Here is a 20,635-nt window from a genome sequence, read left to right on the forward strand (position 1 = left end):
GATCGAATTGTTATGCTGTGGTGTTTAGGCCACTTGCGTTTTTGGCTTTTTACTATGCAGTCGAGCTTCAGCGGCATCCAAACTTGGAACAGCTGCAGAAGGAAGGACTTCTTCTTGCTCGATTTGCTTATTAATGCCCAAGTTTTGGTTGGCTTGTTGAGACTTGGCTTTCACCACTTCAGCACGCTGACCTTTGGCCGGAGCCCATTCCAAAATCGGCAGCGCACGTGCTACGGCTAAAGTAATGCGGTCACGGAGTAATTCACTATGAATGGTGTATTCAGGGGTGAAATCACGATCTGTTGCATAGACTCCGATTGGTAATGTTTGCGCTTGGAAGAAACTGAACAATGGACGCAGTTGATGTTCAAGCACTAAAGCATGGCGTTCAGAACCACCCGAAGCTGCAAGCAAGACAGGTACATCCACCAAGGCAGTTTGTTCGACAAAGTCAAAGAAGTGTTTAAACAGGCCTGTAAATGAAGCACGGTAAACTGGTGTTCCAACAATCAGTGCATCAGCAGCTTCAACAGCAGCAAGGTCATCTTGTACACGTTGTGGCAATTGGTTACGGTAAATCGCGCCACCTAATAAATTGCCAATTTCACTAAACTTAATAAAATGCACATTGATTGGAGTTGCATCACCGAGTTCATCAACAATGGCTTGCACCAAAGCTTCAGTTTTAGATGGATTGTTTAGACCACCTGACACAGCAACAATATTCAGGGGTTTTTGTAGATTAACTTGAGACATTTTTTAAACCTAAAAGTGTGGTTTCTCGGAATGCCTTTTATTAATCCCGATGGGTGGATCACTGTAAAATAACGAAAATCAGAAAAGTTATCTGATTTTTAGATATGTTGGAAAAACCAGAAGATTCGTGAAATTTCAAATTTTAAACTGTTGATATTTCAACATATAATGCTTAGATATAAGCATTTTTACTGTGTTGATAAAATTTATATGAAAATATGATTAGATTTAAAGATTTATAGAAAATGCGAAAAAAAGACGCATTTTAGGTGAAAATCTACATTTTAAATGCAAAAAAATAAGTTCTTGCATATCCTTCACATAGCATGTGTGGTTAGAATAGGGTCATTGTGCACAAGATCTCTCACGTTGCTTATGAATATTTTAATCGTTGATGATCACCCGCTGTTTCGTCATGCTTTAATTCAGGCGGTTCGTTATAGTTTGCCTCAGGCGCAAATTCATGAGACTGCAGCAGTCAATGAATGCTATGAACGTCTTGAAAATGGCCCTGAGCCTGATCTTGTGTTATTGGATTTAAACTTGCCAGGTGCTTCAGGCTTTTCTGCCTTGGTGCATATTCGCGCACAATATCCATCGATTCCAATCATTGTGGTCTCTGCGCATGAAGAAGCGTCGATTATCCAACGTGCGATTGCACATGGCGCGATGGGTTATATTCCAAAATCTGCGCATCCAAGCCACATTGGTGAAGCGATTCGTCAAGTATTAGAAGGCGAGATTTGGTTGCCACCAAATTTACCTGCCAACATGAATTTTGACCCACGTGCTGCAGATGAAACAGCATTGGCAGAACGTATTCAGTCTTTAACACCGCAACAATTCCGTGTGTTAATGATGGTGGCGGAAGGTTTGTTGAATAAGCAAATTGCCTATGAGTTAGATGTATCTGAAGCAACCATCAAGGCGCATGTAACGGCGATTTTCCGTAAGTTAGGCGTACAAAACCGAACTCAAGCTGTATTGGCAATTAATGCATTGAATATTGAAGAAAAGAAAATCTAAGGATTTTTTCCAAAAAAAAGACCTCCATCGTGGAGGTCTTTTTTTATGCTGTTTAAGCGATAGAACAATGCGAATTAAACCAATAACTGATATTACGCACCTAAAAGTAATTTCGCATTTTTAAAATGATTTTTAAGTCAGTTCGACGGAGTCTTACATCTAGGGATTAAATAAAGGGATCAGCCTTCGGCTGGAGGTACTTTTGTTTCGGCAAAAGTACCCAAAACCATTGTCATCCGCAAAACTCGTTCACTTGCGCCAAATTATTCAAAGTATCGCAAAAACATTTGTGATTAGAAGTCGTCCTGTCTCAAACACTTGCGGATGACGTTACCGCGTATCGTTCTTTTATTTGAATCAAATTGTGCTTCTGATGTTACTGCGTAACATCAGTTAATACCTTATATAAACAACTTCAACAATAACTTAAGCAATATAGTCTTGCTTAGGCGTCAAATCCTTACAGTACAAAGGGTTGAGCGCACATTGTAATTCATCAATTTGTTCATCGGACACATAGCCGCGCGCTTTGAGATAATCCGCGACACGGTCATCACGTAAACTCAGGAAAGCAGCATCATAAACACCCAAATCCACAAATAGAGCTGCGGTTTCTAAGCTGTTAAAACGGTCCAGATAAACATCATTGTCATACATCAGGAAGATATGGTCTTGCTTGGAGTTGGCATCAACATTTAAACGTTGTGCCAATTCAAATGGCGCTGTTTTAATAAATAGTAAATCGGATAATTCATCAAACTGTGTTTTATCCAGCTGGTTTTTGTCGGTTTTGACTTTACCGAGCCAAGCTTTAAATACTAAGACCGCACCACCACGCAGTAGCATGCTCCAAATCTGATGACGGGTGTCCAAACCTAAGCCATTGGATTCTGCTTCTAAATTTTGCAGTAGTAGATCTTCCTGTTCTGCCAGTCGATCGAATAAGCCAAGGCCTTGAGGTTTGTAGGCATTTGGCGCAAAGACATCAAAATTCAGTTCGTCAAATACTTGTAAAGCGAGAGGAACGGCACTGCGATAGAGCGTTTCCAGCGCTTCGACTTGCACATCACTTAATTTGCTGAACTTAAATAGCTGACGCCAATCGATCTCTGGCAAAATAGCATTGGCACCATACTGACGATGAAACTGTAGATTTTGATCAAAACCATGCGGCATTGTTTCTGAAATATTCACAAGATCACTCCTAATATGAGGGGGAGATCAGCTTCTCAAGTGTTGAGTTATGACGCTTCTTGAATTGGCTTGAAACTGATCAACTTCTTATGAATATTTTTAAAACGAACGGCCGCAGCTAAATATACGACTAAAGTTTTAGTTTTTATTTTTGGTTATAAAAATATGATTTAAATCAAATAGATTTTTAATTGTAACTAAGTGTACAAGTGTTCACTCACGCATTCGATATCTTTTGCCATAGGCAATCTTAATTTGATATTTATGGCTAATAAATAGACGAAATATCGGGGCTATTTTGAATGGTCTTGCTGTTGAGACAAATTTTTTTGCCAGTTAGGTAAGTTTAAGTAAAAGCAAGGTAAACAAAAGCCCATTTCATGTGAATGAAATGGGCTACTTTTCACAGAGCGATGTCCTGTAACAACGCTACTGATTTGAAATTTTTAAACCAGATAACCATGAACGCAGTGAAGCCGGTTTCAATGGTTTTTTCAGTAAGACGATGTTTAACTCTTTTAGACGTTGCGGTAGTTCAGGATCAGAATCTGCGGTAATCAGCGCCACAGGGACATTTTCCTGACGGTTATCTAAAATAAAGTCGAGACCGATCTTGTTGTTATTCAAATGTTGGTCAACCAACCAAACTTGAATATTTTCTTGTTGAATCAACTCCATGGCCTGTTCAGGTTCAGTGGCTTTAAAGACTTGATAGCCCCATTTGGTCAGTAAGGTCGACATCCCTTCCAAAATCGTTTCATCATTGTCTAAGCACAGAATCTTATAGGCTTTGGTTTTCAACGGAACCGCTTGGGTCGGTGCAGCGACCACTTTTGGCGCAGCGACCACAGGCACTTCAATCATAAAGCACGAACCATGACCAAGTTCTGAGAACACATGCACCGGATAGTCGAGTAGGCTGGTCATGCGTTGCACGATGGCTAAACCTAAGCCCAGACCTTGTTCGCCCCATGGAGAGGTATGTCCACAGCGTTCGAACTCTTGGAACAACTTAATGCGTTGTTCTTCCGCGATCCCAGGACCTGTATCCCAAACGCCAATACGAATATGTCCTGGACGTGCTGAACGTAGCACACCGACAACCACACGACCACGTGCCGTATAGCGTAGGGCATTGCTGACGAAGTTTTGAATAATACGACGAATCCACTGTGGGTCGGTGTCAATCCAGAACTGAGCATCGTGTACGGTCAGTTTGATATTACGCTGTGCCGCAATCGATTTAAATTGAAGTTCAAGATCACTGAGTAAGTCATGCAGCGGATAAGGCTGACGTTTTGGTTGAATGGTTCCACCTTCGAGTCGTGCAATGTCCAATAGGGCAGAGAGCATACTTTCCGCACCATGCAGCGCACGATCAAGTTGCTGAAGCGTTTTACGATCATCGTCATTTTGTACGCTTTGCTCGAGGGCGGTACTAAACAGACGCGCAGCATGCATCGGTTGCAATAAGTCATGGCTTGCGGCAGCGATAAAGCGGCTTTTCGACATATTGGCTTTATCGGCTTGTTCACGTGCCAATTGTTGTTCGGACAGGGCATCTGCCAACTGTTGGGTACGATCTTGCACACGCCCTTCAAGCAAGGCTTCATTTTCACGGAATGCGGTAATATCGGCAAAGGTCGTCACGAAACCGCCGCCTTCGATCGGATTACCACGCATCTGAATTACACGGCCATCTTTACGAATCCGTTCAAATTCGTGTGCGCTGCCGACTTGCATCCAATGCATGCGTTTACGCACATGTTCCTCGACTGAACCGGGACCACATTCGCCGCGTTCAGCGTTATAACGAATCAAGTCTGAAATTGGGCAACCGACATAGACAATGTCTTTTGGATAATCAAACAGTTTGAGGTATTGATTATTCCATGCCACCAAACACATATTTTCATCAACCACGGACACACCTTGAGTCATATGGTCGATCATGGTCATGATCAGGTTTTGGTTAAAGCGCTGCCACTGTGAGGCTTGGTCAAGAATATTGGCGACCTGACCGAGTGCTAAACCATTATTGACCATGGCTGTGGTGAGTAGGGTACGGGCAGATGCCGCACCGATGGTGCCGGCAAGATACTGTTCGGTAAAACGCCACCACATGCCGTTGGCGCTGCTATTTTCATTCAAAACGACATTGTTTTGTGCGCAGAACTGGTTGAAGGCGCGCATAGTTGGACCTTCACCGGTAATGCGTTTTGCCAAAGTAATCAGATCACCTACTTTTAAGCGTGCCACATCATGGTGAATATAGCTGATGTCGTTTGATGTACTTTGAGCCGGGAGGGGCTTGGTTTCATAATAAAAGAAACTTTCGGCCTGAATTTGCTCGGCAACACTTGGACGGAAGACGCGGGAAATCCAAATATAGAGGGTGATATTTAAACCGAGTGCCCAAACTACGCCATGGGTAAGTGGATCGAAAGATTCAAACCCTAACAGTGCTTCAGGACGTAACCAACTCAAGCCTAGCGGACCCTGACTTAAAAGATTTTCGGTAAATGTTTTAAATTGTTCAGGCAGGCTACGCAATACGGTTGGTAATAACAGGGTATAAGCCCACATGCCAAAGCCGACCAACAGACCTGCATATACGCCTTGCTTACTTCCGCCGCGCCAATATAAACCACCAATTAACGCCGGTGCAAACTGTGCCACAGCACTGAAGGCCAATAGGCCAAATACCGATAATTGGTCAATGTCATTGAAGAAATGGAAGAACAAGAAGCCCAATAACATGACCGCTAAAATACATACACGACGTGTGAATTTCAGTACGAGTGGTAGGCGTTTGTCATGACGTGACAATAAGCGTGTACGCCACAGTGCAGGCATGATCAAGTCATTACTGAGCATAATCGACAAGGCCACTGACGACACCAACAGCATACCTGTCGAAGCTGAAAAACCACCGAGAAATGCAAGTAAGGTCAACCAGTCTTGGTTATAACTCAAAGGCAGTGAGAGCACAGCAACATCGGGGATTGCCAAGTAGGCAGGTGCTGCATGCAGCGCCCAACTGGCAATCGGGATGATCGCGATAATAGTTAAAATCAGATAAATGGCAAACCAACGACGAGCACCACGGATATGCTTTTCATCTCGCAGTTCAACCACCGCGACATGGAACTGACGTGGTAGACAAATAATCGCTAATGCAGCCAATAAAGTTTGAATCCAAAAGCTTTCTGGCACACCTTTGAGCTGAACATCTTTAAAGGTGGTGTTGATGTCATGGCTGATTTGAGCCATGTTTTCAGGTGATTCAAAAACAAAGAAAAATGCGACTGCAAGTAGTGCAAACAGCTTGACGAAAGACTCAAATGCCACAGCCAACATTAAGCCGCCGTGCTGTTCAGTATTGGCAATCTGTCGTGTCCCAAACATCATCGCCAAAATCGCCAATACACCAGTCAAAAACAGCACACTATTGGTGGTGCCGGTCAGACCAGCGGTCGGTTCTAAAATGACCGTTGCACTTAGGGCAATTGCACGTAGTTGCAAGGCTAAATAGGGAATAATGGCAATCACTGCAAGGATCGTGACTAATGACGCTAAGGGGCCACTTTTACCATATCGTGCTGCTACAAAGTCGGCAATCGATGAAATGGCATGATGCTGACGGACACGGCCTAAACGTCGCCAAATATCATAGCCGAGCGCAACAAATAGCAGCGGTCCTAGATAGATCGGCAGGAAAATAATGCCCTCACGAACCGCGGCACCTGTTGCGCCATAAAACGTCCAAGATGAACAGTAAACCCCTAAAGTTAGACTAAAGAGAAGCATTCTGCCGCGAGTACTGAGCCTGCTGGCATGCTTTTCACCAAAGAATGCACATACAAAGAGTAATGCGATGTAAAGGGCCAATACCCCGACGATAAGCCAACTATTCATAGAGCCTGCAGCATATTAATTCTCGCTTAATGATAACGCATCCATAGGCTTAGGGAGGTTATTGCTCAAAATTTAACGACCAAAGTCTAAATTACAAGAGATAAGGAACATTGGTAAGTTTAGCTTCGAAATAATTCGAATTAGAAAATTGCGCGCCAAGGTTCGGCGTAAGGAGAACATTATGGATGAGAGACAGGTAGAACAAATTCTACAGAATCCAAAATTTAAGGAAATGGTTAGCCGTAAAAGTAAGTTGAGCTGGACTTTGACGATCATCATGTTGGTGGTCTATGTCGGCTTCATGCTACTTGTGGGCTATAACAAAGAGTTCTTGATGCAATCCGTGAGTGGTGGTGTAACCACGATTGGTATGCCATTAGGTTTGAGCATTATTGTATTGTCATTCCTGCTCTGTGGTGTGTATTCGTACATTGCAAATAATAAATTAGATGCATTAAACGAAGAAGCAATGCGTGAAGTAGAAGCAATTACTCAAGAAAAAGGACTTCACTAAGATGAAATGGAATTCATTGAAAGCAACAGCACTGGCGGCTCCCGCTCTGCTCATGTCAAGCATGGCAATGGCAGGACCAGATTTAGGTGAAGCACAGCAGCAAGCGACCAACTGGCACGCAATTATCATGTTTGCCATCTTTGTAGGTTTTACGCTGCTAATTACTAAATGGGCTGCAAAACAAACTACCAACACTGCAGATTTCTATACTGCTGGTGGTGGTATTTCAGGTTTCCAAAATGGTCTAGCGATTGCCGGTGACTATATGTCAGCAGCATCGTTCCTCGGTATTTCCGCAATGGTATTCAGTTCAGGCTTTGATGGCTTGCTGTATTCATTGGGCTTTATGGTGGGTTGGCCAATTGTATTGTTCTTAGTAGCAGAGCGTCTGCGTAACTTAGGTAAATTCAACTTATCTGACGTTGTATCGTTCCGTTTGGCTGAGAAACCTGTCCGTACCCTTGCAGCAGTAAGCTCACTTGTGGTTGTAGCGTTCTACCTGATTGCACAGATGGTGGGTGCAGGTCAGTTGATCAAACTACTATTCGGTTTGAACTACAACATTGCGGTTGTGATCGTTGGTCTACTGATGATGGCTTATGTAATCTTCGGTGGTATGTTGGCAACAACTTGGGTACAGATCATTAAAGCTGTGATGCTTTTGTCTGGCGCAACCTTCATGGCATTTATGGTCATGAAAGGCGTGGGCTTCAGCTTCTCTGAAATGTTCACTCAATCGATCCAAGTTTTCTCTAAAGTACATGACGTATCTTTAGCTGAAGCTGCAAACATTATGGGGCCGGGTAAATTGGCTGCAAACCCAATTGATGCGATCTCTCTAGGTCTTGCATTAATGTTCGGTACAGCAGGTCTTCCACACATTTTGATGCGTTTCTTTACTGTAAAAGATGCAAAAGAAGCACGTAAATCAGTAGTTGTTGCTACAGGTTTTATTGGTTACTTCTACCTACTGACTTTCATCATCGGTTTTGGTGCGATCCTTTATGTATCGAACAACCCACAATTTCTTGATGTAGCGAAAATGGCGGTAACTGGCAAGTTAGAACTTGTTGGTGGTAACAACATGGCAGCGGTTCACTTGTCTGATGCATTGGGCGGTGACTTGTTCATGGGCTTTATTTCAGCGGTAGCATTCGCAACGATTCTTGCAGTAGTTGCAGGTCTAACATTGTCTGGTGCTTCAGCTATTTCACATGACTTGTATGCAAACGTATTCAAGAAAGGTCAAACAACGCCAGAATCTGAACTTCGTATGTCTAAAATCGCGACTTTAGGTCTTGCGATCTTCGCGATGATTTTAGGTATCTTGTTCGAGAAACAAAACGTTGCATTCATGGTTGGCTTGGCGTTCTCTGTAGCAGCATGTGCAAACTTCCCAGTGCTTGTATTGTCGATGTTCTGGAAAGGTTTAACGACGCGTGGTGCGGTGATTGGTGGTGTGGTTGGTCTAGCAACTGCCGTGATTCTAATTATCTTATCTAAAGCAGTTTGGGTAGATACATTCGCAATCTCTGAAACACCAATTAACCCATTCAATGGTCCTGCTATCTTTGCAATGCCATTGGCATTCATCTGCTGCTGGTTGTTCTCTATAACTGATAATTCAGCACAAGCACAAGCTGAGCGTAAAGCATTCGATGCACAGTATGTACGTTCACAAACTGGCATTGGTATCTCTGGTGCTTCAGATCACTAATCTGAATCGCCTAAAAAGCCCCTAATAAGGGGCTTTTTTTATGTTTGAGTGAATGATATGAAACAGAGGTTTGTAGACAAATCTCTGTCCTATTTGCGTGTATAATTTTCTCCATTGATCGACATTTTCCAATGGCCTTGATCATCTTGATAAGGCGAGCGCTGAATGGTGAATTGTTGAGAGAAATTATCCTGACCGATGCTAAAGCTCTGATCACCAAAACTGCTCAAATGGGCTTTTATTCGCGACTGTTCAGCACCACTGAAGGTTTGGTTGGCAATACTTTTTTCAGTATGTTCTTGATGGTAATACGTCACTTCGCCCGACGATTTGATCACTAATTCACTGTGGTTGTTTTGCCAAGTCCCCACATAATTTTCATGGCCTTTGAGGAGCGGACTGTTTTGTGTACAGGCAGAGAGCATGAGCAGACAGAGGGGTGCAAATACGAGATGTTTTTTCATAATGAAATCTACCACGCAGGAGATTTCTTTAAATGTGCGCCTGAATGCTGAAACTTACAATAGGCTTTTTGAGGCTCATAGGTGATAAAAAAACTGAGGCAGAACAGTAGGCATATGTGATGTTTTTCAGGACACGCTCAACAAATCTTTGCAGTAGAAGAAACTTGCTTCATGCTAATTTAAAATCAATCAGTTGATGATGCTTCAGATTGATCATTTCAGCGCATGATAAAAAAATATAGAGATTGAACATAATGCAAGGATTCGTGGATTTTTGGAAAAGCTTTAGACTTTTACCCTCAGCATGGCTGTTACTGGTGCAGTTTCTGATCTTGGTTTTAACCGCGATTACCCGAGAAAGTCTGTCTTTTCGTGCGCTAATTTGGGTACTTGGGGTGTCGGTACTATTGATCATTGCCAAAGTGATTCGCCAAACTCCAATGTTTACGATTCTAGGACTGAGTTTTGTTGGCTGCGCCGTATTGTTTTCTACTTTGATTATGCTCGGTGTAAATCATCCGAATATTCAAATTATTGCGCATGGTTTTGAAGCCTGTGCGTATTTTAGTGCAGCCTATGGCTTATTACGCTATATGTTTGCCGATCGCTATTTAACCAAAGATGAACTTTTTGCAGCAGGGGCAGTATTTACCCTCATCGCATGGGGTTTTGCTTTTCTCTATAGTATTTGTCAGCTGATTTATCCGGATAGTTTTGTAAATCCTGCAGAGCCGGGCATGCAGTCGTGGTTAGATTTATTATTTTTAAGTTTTAGTTTGCAGTCTGCCACGGGCTTGTCGGATCTCATGCCTGTGAGTGCGCCTGCACGGGTCTTGGCTATGCTTCAAATGTTCTGTGGGGTGATGTATTTGGCTCTCATCGTTTCACGCTTAATTGCATTGCAATATATTGCCCATTTACCGGAACGCCATGAGCCCAAAGACAAATAATGGCAGGAAAAAAAAGGACGCAATTGCGTCCTTTTCTATATTCAGTATCTAATATGAATTAGAAACGGAATTTAGCATTTACGCCAACAGTTTGAGTGTCAAGCGCTACAGCATCTTCAAATGCATCGTTTTTAGCTTCATAGTTAGCATTTACATAGCTAGCACCAACTGAAACAGCTGGAGTAACGAAGTAGTTTACGTTAGCAGCTAAAGCTTTGTCAGGAGAACCAGCATAGCTAGATTCCATGTAAGAAACGCCAACGCTTAGTTTAGGGTTAAGGTAAAGTGTAGTGCCTAGGTTGTAAGCAGTGTCATCACCGTAGATGATGCCTGATTCGAAACCAATTGCCATGTTAGTGTCGTCGATTGCGCCAACATATTTAGCACGTGCAGTGATTGCATCTTGGTCTTGGCCAATAGTTGTAGCTTCAGCAGCAGCTTTAGCAACACCGTTGCCCATAACGTTGAACGCGTCAACAGCAGCTTGGTCAGCAACGCTAGTGTAACCAACAGCAACTAAGAAGTTTTGAGTTGGAAGTGCACCAACTTCTAAAGCATAACGGTCGCCATTGTTGTCAGCGAATTTTTGGTTTTTGCTGTCAAGAATAGTGTGGCTGTAAGACGCGCTTGCATATACAGGAACAACTTTAGTTGGAACATAAGCTTCAGCTTTAGCACCGAAGTTATGAGCAATTACGTCAGTACCTTCTGAACCAACTTCACCGTAGTTGTAAGCAACAGCTACGTTAGAAGCTTGGTTTAAGAATGCAGCTTCTGCTAAAGGACCTTTTGTAGAGTCAACATTTTTGAAGTAGTAAGTACCTTGAACACCACCAATGAAATCTTTGTCATTTGCAGTTGTGTCGATGTATTCTGCTTGGCCTTGAACTTCAAATTGGTAAGCTTGAGCACCGGTCATGGCTAATAATAAAGCAGTGGCTAAACCGAGTTTTTTCATGATTTTCTACCAGTTGTTACAAATGGATTAAACATTGAGCATTGTATTGTAACAATATATTAAGTCAATGATCCTAAAGGTTATTATTCAGTCTCTGACTCAGATCTTTATTTCATAATAAGAAATTCAGTTTTTACTCTAACTAATAAGTCACTGAAAAAAAATCATTGAGAACAATTAAGTAAGTTTGATTAAATTCTTAATTAAAAAAATACACTTGAAAAAATACACAACTTTTCAATCTGAAATAACAATTATTATTGTTATTTTAATTCAAAATAACATTTATTGTAGTGGGTAAATTCTAACGCTTTTCACGCATTTGAAGCGATAAATTGCGGCTTTGACTGCCGAATTGTTGGGCAAAAACTGTTTATTTGCATAGTAAATGGACGTTTTTGTTTTAAATCTGAGGTCTACTTCACTTAAATATGTGTCTTTGTGATAAATTTAATATCCTTGTGAAATACTTGGCTTTACATCAGGTTTTATTTGATTCATAATTTGCCAATCGAGTCGTCACACAGTTTAAAAGTGTGACTTTGACCCTGATTCTCCATCATTTGTTTTTTATTCGCCCAGCTTTCCCCAAGGTTGGGCTTTTTTTTTGTCTAAAAATGGAACTTTACCGCAAAGATTATAGATAAAACGGAGATGGAATAAAAATAAATGCCCTTTTATGGTGCATATATTATTGAATTTATCATCGAGTTCAGTAGGTCCAGACAAAAAAAATCCTGATTTTCATGGAAAATCAGGATTTTTTAGCCAAAATTTTCGGGAAACTAAAATATTCTGCTGAGGAAGAAATTTAGTGTGCCCTAATACGGTGCATTCTGCACCAATTTATTGCAATTGTAAATATTTATTTAAGCAAGTTCATAAAAAAAATTATTCCTTTCAAATATGTTGCTGTTTTTTAGCAAATTATCTCGTTTTAAAATGATAAAAATGTGACAGATTCAACACATTTGTATAGAATTTAGCTGTATAAATGTTCATTTTATAAATTAATAAATTATTGATCATTAATTTAAATATTCCCGCGTTTAGTTGATAAGTGGGTTGGGGTATGCAACAAGTGTGGGGCATAAAATAGATGGAAACATTACGAACAGAGCATATTAGTAAGCGCTTGCAACTTGCGATGCTAGTAATCGTCTTGTCTATCGTATTTATTAGTGTTCCACTGATTGTGAGCAGTTATCAAAACTACCTCAAAAATGCTCAAGCGCTGAAAGAAATTCAGATGCTAAAAATGGTGGCAGATTTAACCAACCAAATTTCTCGTGAACGTGCGCCAGCTAACAGTGCAATGTCGAGTCAAGGTCTTCAGCGCGAGCAAAAAATTATTGAGTTGGCTGAATATCGTCAAGGCGTTGATCGGCAATATCAAGATACACTGAAAGTTTTAAAAGAAACGGGCTTTGCACCGATCGCCCAGCAGTTAGAGTCCAATTTATATCCATATTTGTTGCAGGGTCGCAAAACGGTCGATCAATATATTGCGCTGCCGACACAACAGCGTGAAGCTAAAAAATTGGATCATGCCATTTTGGCGATGTTCCAAGCTTGGGATCAAAGCTATATTGCCATGCAGAAATTGGTCAATCATTCACATGGTAAAGATACCCGTGTATCGAATTATTACACGCTGATTTTATTACTGGCAGAATTACGTGATCAGGCGGGACGAGTCGCATCAAATATTATGGCTGCGGTATCATTTCAACAGGAAATTCCAGAGCAAAATTTAGCGCGGAGTTTACAAACCCAGCGTCAAACACGCTATCTATGGGAATTGATCAATGTCGTGCAGTCCGAACATGACAAAACACCCGAGTTTAAACAGTTACATCATGCGGTACGAACGGAATTTTTAGATAAAGGTTTGCCAATTATTGATGGTTTGGCTCAAAAAAGTCTTCAACATCAGCGTTATCACATGGATGGCACCCAGCTCACTGATGCAATGGTCAATAAATTTGTCACAGTGGTGGAATTGCAAAGTTATATTTTAGATTACAGTCTCAAAGTAGCTGCGGATGAACAACGTGAAGCGCGAAATAAATTGATTTTCACGCTTTTTGTCTCGCTCGTGTCATTACTGACTGCATTATTAACGATGTTCTATGCCAAGAAATGGGTGTTTGAACCTTTAATTCGTGCTCGTAATCAGTTATTTAAACTGGCTCGGCACCGACAAATGGATCAAGGCGTGATTGAACCTGCCAAAGTAGGTTATCTCAGTTTATTTGATGCCATTCAGCATATTGAAAACATGTTGGAACAACGTGATGCCTTTGAATTTCAGCTTAAACATATTGCCAATACTGACTCACTCACCAATGTCGCCAATCGTTTTGCCTTAGATGAATATATTAAATTTCGCGACAGCCAAAATTCAGGCTTTTTACATACAGCACTGATCGTGATTGATATTGATCACTTTAAACAGGTGAATGATCGCTATGGGCATATTGTCGGCGATTTGGTGATTCAACATGTTGCCAATCAATTACGACAACATATTCGTTCATCCGACTTGGTGGTGCGATATGGTGGAGATGAGTTTTTAGTCCTGATCGAGGGGATTGATATGCTCAAAGCCCAGCACATTGCCGAAACCATACGGCATGATATTCAGCATGTGAATTTCAATTTGGCAGAAGACGAAGCAGATCTCATCGTGACGGTGAGTATTGGTGTTGCAGTGGGTGCCAAAAGCTGGATCGATTTATTAGAGCGCGCAGACCAAGCATTGTTTAAAGCCAAAGCTGCGGGGCGTGACCGTGTTTCAGCCTAAACGCAGCTTGATATTCATAAATATCTTGGCAGATTCATAAAGTTAGCTAGAAAAATCAATTAATCTTCATCTTTATATAATTTATTGCAGGCTTGTTGGTTCATTTGACTCCCATCTTCATTCCAACACTGGGCTTGGGTAATTTTGCCTAAATCGTACTGAAGCACCGCTTCAGGTTGCCCATTGTCATACCAAATTTTATAACTGTTATGACGAACGCCATTACGATAATAACCTTGGCGTTCTAGTTTGCCGTTTTCAAACCACATTTTCAGCTCGCCAATCAGTTTATTGTTTTGAAAATTGGCATAGGTCCACGGTTTACCAATACTGTACCAGCGTTGGCGCAGGCCATTTTCGATCCCATTTTTATAATTTTGAGAAAAAGCCAGTTGGCCATTCGGATGCCAAATTTTGTAATCCCCCTGCGACTCACCATTGATGATGCTACTTTCTTGCTCTTTTATCCCATTGGCAAACCAAAACTCAAGTTTGCCCTCGTACTCCCCATTTTTATAAGCAATGCGGCTACGGGGTTTGCCGTTGGGGAAGAAACTTTCAAATACGCCTGAGCCTTGAATACCATCTGGAAAGTGAATGAGATGTTCACATTCACCATTTTTAATTTTGCTATTACTCAGAAAGATGGTGGTCAGGGCATTGCCATTGGCATAGACATATTGATTTTCAAAGATCCCATTGTGTGGTGTCGGGGTGCTGAGGGCTTTACATTGCGGCTTATCTTTCCATGGGCTAAGATCGGGGTCTTCTTGTGAGACAAACAGCACCATGTATTCGTTTAGATAGCCATCGGCAAAGCTATATATCGGACATAATAAGAGGCTGAAACTTAAGATAAATTTATTCATTGTTAGTATGCTTTTATATTTTAAAAAATTAAAAATTATTCGTTGTTGAGTCCACGATAGGCGTCATCATAAGGATGTTTTGTTTAAAAATAAATAGTCGATATGCTGAGTTTTCGACAGATTGAAGACTGTTGAAAAGTAAACAATTCAGGTTTGAACTTCATCTTATACTATGGACTTTAAACACCATAAAAATAGTGCAATGAAAAAAATATATCTATCGTTGATGACTGTCCTGAGTTTGACAGCATGTACAGCAAATGAAGGCATGTTGGATTCATCTCAACACTTAAAACAAACGGCTCAAGCCAATTTAGAAAATTCACGGGTGAGTGAGATTCTGTCTTTATTTAATCAAGCACAAACACAGGCAGTTTTTGTCACATTTGATGGTCAGCGCATGAGCCATTATGGCAATGACTTACAGCGCGCCCAGACAGCATACATTCCTGCATCTACCTTTAAAATGTTAAATGCTTTAATTGGTTTGCAGCATCAGAAGGCGACAACCACTGAAGTTTTTAAATGGAAAGGTGAAAAACGTGCTTTCCCGTCATGGGAAAAAGACCTGACTTTGGGTGAAGCGATGCAAGCGTCTGCGGTGCCTGTTTATCAGGAACTGGCAAGGCGAATAGGTTTGGCGTTAATGCAACAAGAAGTCAAACGGGTCGGTTTTGGCAATGCCAATATTGGCAAACAGGTGGATAATTTTTGGTTGGTTGGGCCGTTAAAGATTACGCCCGAGCAAGAAGCCAAATTTGCGTATCAGCTTGCGACAGAGAAATTACCGTTTGATGTCGCGGTACAAAAGCAAGTCAAAGACATGCTTTATATTGAAAGTCGTGGCGATGCGAAGTTGTATGCCAAGAGTGGTTGGGGCATGGATGTTGAACCCCAAGTCGGTTGGTATACCGGTTGGGTGGATGATGGTCATGGCAAGATCATGTCGTTTAGTTTGAATATGCAGATGGCAGCAGGGGATGATGTGGCAGAGCGTAAGCAGTTAACTTTGGATGTGTTGGATAAGTTGGGTGTGTTTCATTATTTACGTTAATTTTTTGAATTTTGAATTTTGAATTTTGAATTTTGAATTTTGAATTTTGAATTTTGAATTTTGAATTTTGAATTGGCACGTCCTCGCTTTGCATTAGGTTTTAGTTTCCATTGCGTAGGAGATTCCTACTTTTGAAAGCACAAAAGTAGGCAAAATGCTTTTGTTTGACTGAGGGCACATCCGTGTTGCCCTAGTCAAACAGGCGACATCCATGTCGCCTTCATGTGATTGAGTTTGTTTAATTAAAAAGCATATCTCTTAGAAATAACTTTAAAATTTACTACTGTCCGTTTTTTCATTTAAAAAACTCTTAATTTTTATAAAATTTTTTTTAATTTCTAAGGAAATATTAAAGGGGTTGTTATATATAGATTTTTGACATTGTAATTGGCTGCCTTGCTTATGGATTGATATCTTTTTTTGATCATCAACAGTTATACAGAAATTCGCAGCATAAGTTTTATCCATATCTAAAATTACAGAGTATGGCCCAGATTTTCTGATATTTTTTAAGGAAAATGAGAGGCAATTTTCTTCGTATATAGGAGGATGTACGAGATTTTTAATAATAGTCTCTGAAACAGATCCAGCATTAGAATCAGGAATACCTAGAGATATAAGTGTTATATGATCATCACGTAATTTAGAACTAGGGTTGTTTGTATAAATACACAAGGAATTTTGCTTTTTAATTAAATAAAGTGGTTCATGTAATTGATCGGCAAAAATATTTGTTGAAAAAAGTAAAATTAGTAAGCTTAAAATTTTCATGTTTTATCTACCAATTGAGATTACGGTAAATGCTTTTTATCGTACGGATTTAATAGGAAGTTTAGAAAATTTTTTTTACATATCCTAGTGATTTTTATTAATAAATACCTCTCCCAAACCCTCTCCTTTGAGGAGAGGGAATCCCATTCTTTTTAAAGATGAGGAGCATTGCTCCGCAAGGGGAGATTGTTACTTCAACATCGGCTTCAAGAACTTCGCTGTATGCGACACTTTATTCTTAGCCACTTGCTCTGGCGTACCTTCGGCAATAATCATACCGCCGCCAGCACCACCTTCAGGGCCTAAGTCTACAATCCAATCGGCGGTTTTAATCACATCCAAGTTATGCTCAATCACCACGATGGTATTGCCCTTATTACGTAGCTCATGCAGGATGTCGAGTAATTTGGCAATATCATGGAAATGCAGACCTGTCGTCGGTTCATCAAGCACGTACAAGGTTTTGCCTGTATCACGTTTCGCCAACTCACGTGCCAATTTCACACGCTGCGCTTCACCACCTGAAAGTGTGGTTGCAGACTGACCCAAACGGATATAACCCAAGCCCACTTGGTTCAAGGTTTCCAAACGACGGTGAATCACAGGAATGGCGTCGAAGAAATGCATCGCATCTTCAACCGTCATTTCTAAGACATCTGAAATATTACGACCTTTATAACCAACTTCTAACGTTTCACGGTTATAGCGCTTGCCATGGCAGGCATCACAAGGCACATACATATCAGGTAAGAAGTGCATTGCGACCTTAATCATACCGTCGCCTTCGCAGGCTTCACAGCGACCGCCTTTCACGTTAAACGAGAAACGACCTGCAGCATAGCCACGTGCTTTGGCTTCAGGGGTTTGCGCAAACAGTTCACGAATAGGGGTAAACAAACCGGTGTAAGTTGCAGGGTTTGAACGTGGAGTACGACCAATTGGGCTTTGGTCAATATCGACGACTTTATCAAGGAACTGTAAGCCATCAATCGAGTCAAATTTTTCCGCAGTCAGTGTGGTTGCACCGTTCAATTGGGTTGCTGCAAGCGGCAATAATGTCCGGTTAATCAGTGTCGATTTACCTGAACCCGACACCCCCGTTACACAGGTCATTACCCCTAAAGGAATGGTCAGATCAACATTTTTTAAGTTATGACCCGCAGCGCCCATTAACTTGATTTGTTCTTCAGGTTTGGGTGGCTGTACACGTTGTTTTGGAACTTCGATTTTTAACTTGCCTGATAAATACTGACCTGTCAGTGAGTCAGGGTTTGCCAAAATTTCATCATAAGTTCCTTCGGCAATGACATGACCGCCATGCACACCTGCACCTGGACCAATATCAATAATATGGTCAGCCGCTCGAATGGCATCTTCATCATGCTCAACGACGAGCACGGTATTACCAAGGTCACGTAGGCGAACTAAGGTTTCAAGCAAGCGGTCATTATCACGCTGATGTAGACCAATTGAGGGTTCATCGAGGACATACATCACGCCCATGAGGCCCGCGCCAATTTGTGAAGCCAAACGGATACGCTGTGCTTCACCACCCGAAAGTGTTTCTGCCGAGCGCGATAAGCTTAAATAGTTCAAACCTACAGAGACTAGGAAGTGCAAACGTTCACGGATTTCTTTGAAAATCTTGTCGGCAATTTCGCCTTTGGCACCGCTTAAGTTGAGATCTTGATAATAGCTTTCAGCATCGCCAATTGACATTTTGGTGATCTGGGCGATGGTCTTATCTAAAATTTTCACATTACGTGAGATTTCATTCAGACGAGAACCATCACAGGCATCACAAGCGGCATTCGACAAATACTGTGCTAAATCCTCACGCACATAGTTCGACTCCGTTTCACGGTAGCGACGCTCTAGGTGAGGTAGAATCCCTTCAAAGGCTTGCACACGTTTGTGCGAACGACCACGCTCATCAATATAGCTGAGGTCAACTTTTTCCTTGCCTGTACCATAAAGGAATTTCTTTTTGGTGTCGGCATCGAGTTCATTCCACGGCGTATCTAGTGAATAACCAAAATGATCTGCCACTTTTTGGATCATGCTATAGTAATACGGACGTTGACGGTCCCAACCGCGAATCGCCCCTTGGCTAATCGAAACTTCATTATTGGGAATCAATTTGTCAGCACTAAAATGGCTGCGTGTGCCTAAACCATCACAAACAGGGCAGGCACCGTATGGATTATTGAAGGAAAATAGACGCGGTTCCAGTTCACCGACAGCACGTTCACATTCAGGGCAGGAGTGTTTGGCTGAAAATACGCGGTCTTCTTGTTCGCCTTTCATCCACGACAAAATGGCAATGTCGCCGCCCATGCGTAAAGCCGTTTCAAAACTTTCTGCAATCCGGTTACCAAGATCATCACGTACTTTAAAACGGTCGACCACTACTTCAATGGTGTGCTTTTTCTTTTTATCTAATTCGGGTGGTGTGTCGATATCAATGACTTCACCATCGACACGGGCACGGACAAAACCCTGACCTTGTAATTGTTCAAATAAGTTGGTGTATTCACCCTTACGGTCACGGACCACAGGGGCAAGCAACATAAGCGCCGTGCCTTCTTCTAGACCTTTGACGGTATCGACCATTTCAGACACAGTCTGAGCCACCATTGGGAGGTCATGTTCAGGACAATACGGCGTGCCGACACGGGCATAGAGTAGACGTAAATAGTCGTAAATTTCGGTGATTGTTCCCACTGTTGAGCGTGGGTTGTGGCTCGTTGATTTTTGTTCGATGGCAATCGCAGGACTCAAGCCTTCAATCGAGTCAACTTCGGGCTTTTCCATTTGCGAAAGGAATTGACGTGCATAGGCAGATAAGGACTCAACATAGCGACGTTGACCTTCAGCATACAAGGTATCAAAAGCCAAAGAGGACTTCCCTGAACCAGAAAGACCCGTAATGACCACAAACTTGTCGCGTGGAATATCGAGTGACACATTTTTTAAGTTATGGGTACGTGCGCCTCGAATACGGATATGGCTTTGGCTCATGCAAGGGGTCCTAAAATATTCATCGAAAAACCTATATATGATAGCGCATGAAAAATGTTCAAGTGTAATTTAAACCTAGATTTATGCGTGACTTTGTGAGAAAAATGGCCGAATCAAAATATAGCTGTCTGTGCCGATGCCCTAAAACATCTGCAAATCAGCAATCTAGGACTTTTAACATGAAATGGCAACTTCATCTCAATCCAACATTAGGTGTGATGGGTTTATTGATGTGTAGTGTGTTTTTGAGTGCATGTACCCCGAACCACACACCGAAAGCGCAAAAATATGACAGCTTAGAACAAGCAACTTTGGCGCTGAATACCGAAAGTGAAAAAATTGATCTGTATCTTGCGAAATTAGGTCAAGCCAAAACAGAAGCTGAAAAAAAGCAGCTGGCCTGCGAAAAAATTCCTCAACAGTTTGATTTGGTTTTGGCAATTGTTGAAAACAATCAACATTTGATGAGTGCTGAAGATTTAAAAGTTCAAGCGCAGTTTAAGCAAATGGCTGAGCAACAAAAAGCGCGCTTTACATCTAGCCTATGGTGTAAAGGTGCATAAAGATAAAAGCGCTATGACTTTTTTGAGTTCATCGTTTAAATCTCCTGTGTCATG

The 20,635-nt window shown here is 41.5% G+C and carries 15 protein-coding genes; 7 read left to right on the plus strand and 8 right to left on the minus strand.

Going from position 1 to position 20,635, the window contains the following annotated elements:
* Window positions 1-24: 24 nt before the first annotated feature.
* Window positions 25-756 (minus strand): FMN reductase, encoded by a 732-nt coding sequence (gene msuE / locus FTU64_RS05075; RefSeq protein ID WP_078190544.1) that lies wholly within the window; start codon window positions 754-756, stop codon window positions 25-27.
* Window positions 757-1,131: 375 nt separating this feature from the next.
* Between msuE and FTU64_RS05080 the strand changes: the two genes are divergently transcribed.
* Window positions 1,132-1,782, plus strand: a complete 651-nt coding sequence (locus FTU64_RS05080; RefSeq protein WP_078190543.1) for a response regulator transcription factor — start codon at window positions 1,132-1,134, stop codon at window positions 1,780-1,782.
* 426 nt (window positions 1,783-2,208) lie between these two features.
* On the opposite strand, the gene FTU64_RS05085 is transcribed toward FTU64_RS05080, so the two are convergent.
* Together FTU64_RS05085 and FTU64_RS05090 are read right to left on the minus strand one after the other, a co-directional pair.
* Window positions 2,209-2,958: a hypothetical protein gene (locus tag FTU64_RS05085; RefSeq protein WP_218950840.1), complete on the minus strand. Its 750-nt coding sequence runs from the start codon at window positions 2,956-2,958 to the stop codon at window positions 2,209-2,211.
* Between the two features lie 447 nt (window positions 2,959-3,405).
* On the minus strand, window positions 3,406-6,894 hold the full coding sequence (locus FTU64_RS05090) for a PAS domain-containing hybrid sensor histidine kinase/response regulator (protein ID WP_078190541.1): 3,489 nt from the start codon (window positions 6,892-6,894) through the stop codon (window positions 3,406-3,408).
* Between the two features lie 181 nt (window positions 6,895-7,075).
* Here FTU64_RS05090 and FTU64_RS05095 point away from each other — a divergent pair, with 181 nt between their 5' ends.
* Window positions 7,076-7,408: a DUF485 domain-containing protein gene (locus tag FTU64_RS05095; RefSeq protein ID WP_078190540.1), complete on the plus strand. Its 333-nt coding sequence runs from the start codon at window positions 7,076-7,078 to the stop codon at window positions 7,406-7,408.
* Between the two features lies 1 nt (window position 7,409).
* Window positions 7,410-9,125, plus strand: coding sequence for a cation acetate symporter (locus FTU64_RS05100; RefSeq protein WP_180054197.1), 1,716 nt, complete (start codon window positions 7,410-7,412; stop codon window positions 9,123-9,125).
* An 89-nt stretch (window positions 9,126-9,214) separates the two neighbouring features.
* On the opposite strand, the gene FTU64_RS05105 is transcribed toward FTU64_RS05100, so the two are convergent.
* A complete protein-coding gene (locus tag FTU64_RS05105) occupies window positions 9,215-9,589 on the minus strand; it encodes a hypothetical protein (protein ID WP_180008801.1) in 375 nt (124 codons plus the stop codon).
* Between the two features lie 254 nt (window positions 9,590-9,843).
* On the opposite strand from FTU64_RS05105, the gene FTU64_RS05110 reads away from it, so the two are divergent.
* Window positions 9,844-10,539: an ion channel gene (locus FTU64_RS05110; RefSeq protein WP_180008803.1), complete on the plus strand. Its 696-nt coding sequence runs from the start codon at window positions 9,844-9,846 to the stop codon at window positions 10,537-10,539.
* 58 nt (window positions 10,540-10,597) lie between these two features.
* Here the strand turns inward: FTU64_RS05110 and omp33-36 are convergent, their stop codons facing one another.
* Window positions 10,598-11,497, minus strand: a complete 900-nt coding sequence (gene omp33-36, locus FTU64_RS05115; protein ID WP_180059333.1) for a porin Omp33-36 — start codon at window positions 11,495-11,497, stop codon at window positions 10,598-10,600.
* Window positions 11,498-12,596: 1,099 nt separating this feature from the next.
* On the opposite strand from omp33-36, the gene FTU64_RS05120 reads away from it, so the two are divergent.
* Window positions 12,597-14,303, plus strand: coding sequence for a diguanylate cyclase (locus tag FTU64_RS05120; RefSeq protein WP_180022384.1), 1,707 nt, complete (start codon window positions 12,597-12,599; stop codon window positions 14,301-14,303).
* Between the two features lie 59 nt (window positions 14,304-14,362).
* Here FTU64_RS05120 and FTU64_RS05125 read toward each other — a convergent pair whose 3' ends face one another.
* Window positions 14,363-15,172 carry a toxin-antitoxin system YwqK family antitoxin gene (locus tag FTU64_RS05125; protein WP_180059334.1) on the minus strand — a complete coding sequence of 270 codons (810 nt, stop codon included), beginning with the start codon at window positions 15,170-15,172 and terminating at the stop codon, window positions 14,363-14,365.
* Window positions 15,173-15,374: 202 nt separating this feature from the next.
* On the opposite strand from FTU64_RS05125, the gene blaOXA reads away from it, so the two are divergent.
* The gene (gene blaOXA, locus FTU64_RS05130; RefSeq protein WP_373886570.1) at window positions 15,375-16,226 is read left to right on the plus strand and encodes a class D beta-lactamase; all 852 of its coding nucleotides are present in this window, start codon (window positions 15,375-15,377) and stop codon (window positions 16,224-16,226) included.
* A 270-nt stretch (window positions 16,227-16,496) separates the two neighbouring features.
* Here the strand turns inward: blaOXA and FTU64_RS05135 are convergent, their stop codons facing one another.
* Window positions 16,497-16,997 (minus strand): NF045616 family extracytoplasmic (lipo)protein, encoded by a 501-nt coding sequence (locus FTU64_RS05135; RefSeq protein ID WP_180054201.1) that lies wholly within the window; start codon window positions 16,995-16,997, stop codon window positions 16,497-16,499.
* A gap of 189 nt (window positions 16,998-17,186) precedes the next feature.
* On the minus strand, window positions 17,187-20,018 hold the full coding sequence (gene uvrA / locus FTU64_RS05140) for an excinuclease ABC subunit UvrA (protein WP_180059335.1): 2,832 nt from the start codon (window positions 20,016-20,018) through the stop codon (window positions 17,187-17,189).
* 179 nt (window positions 20,019-20,197) lie between these two features.
* Between uvrA and FTU64_RS05145 the strand changes: the two genes are divergently transcribed.
* Entirely contained in the window at window positions 20,198-20,581 is a 384-nt protein-coding gene (locus FTU64_RS05145) for a hypothetical protein (RefSeq protein WP_180022381.1), read from the plus strand.
* Window positions 20,582-20,635: the final 54 nt, after the last annotated feature.

Source organism: Acinetobacter sp. YH12128 (assembly GCF_013418655.1).
Taxonomy (GTDB): domain Bacteria; phylum Pseudomonadota; class Gammaproteobacteria; order Pseudomonadales; family Moraxellaceae; genus Acinetobacter; species Acinetobacter amyesii.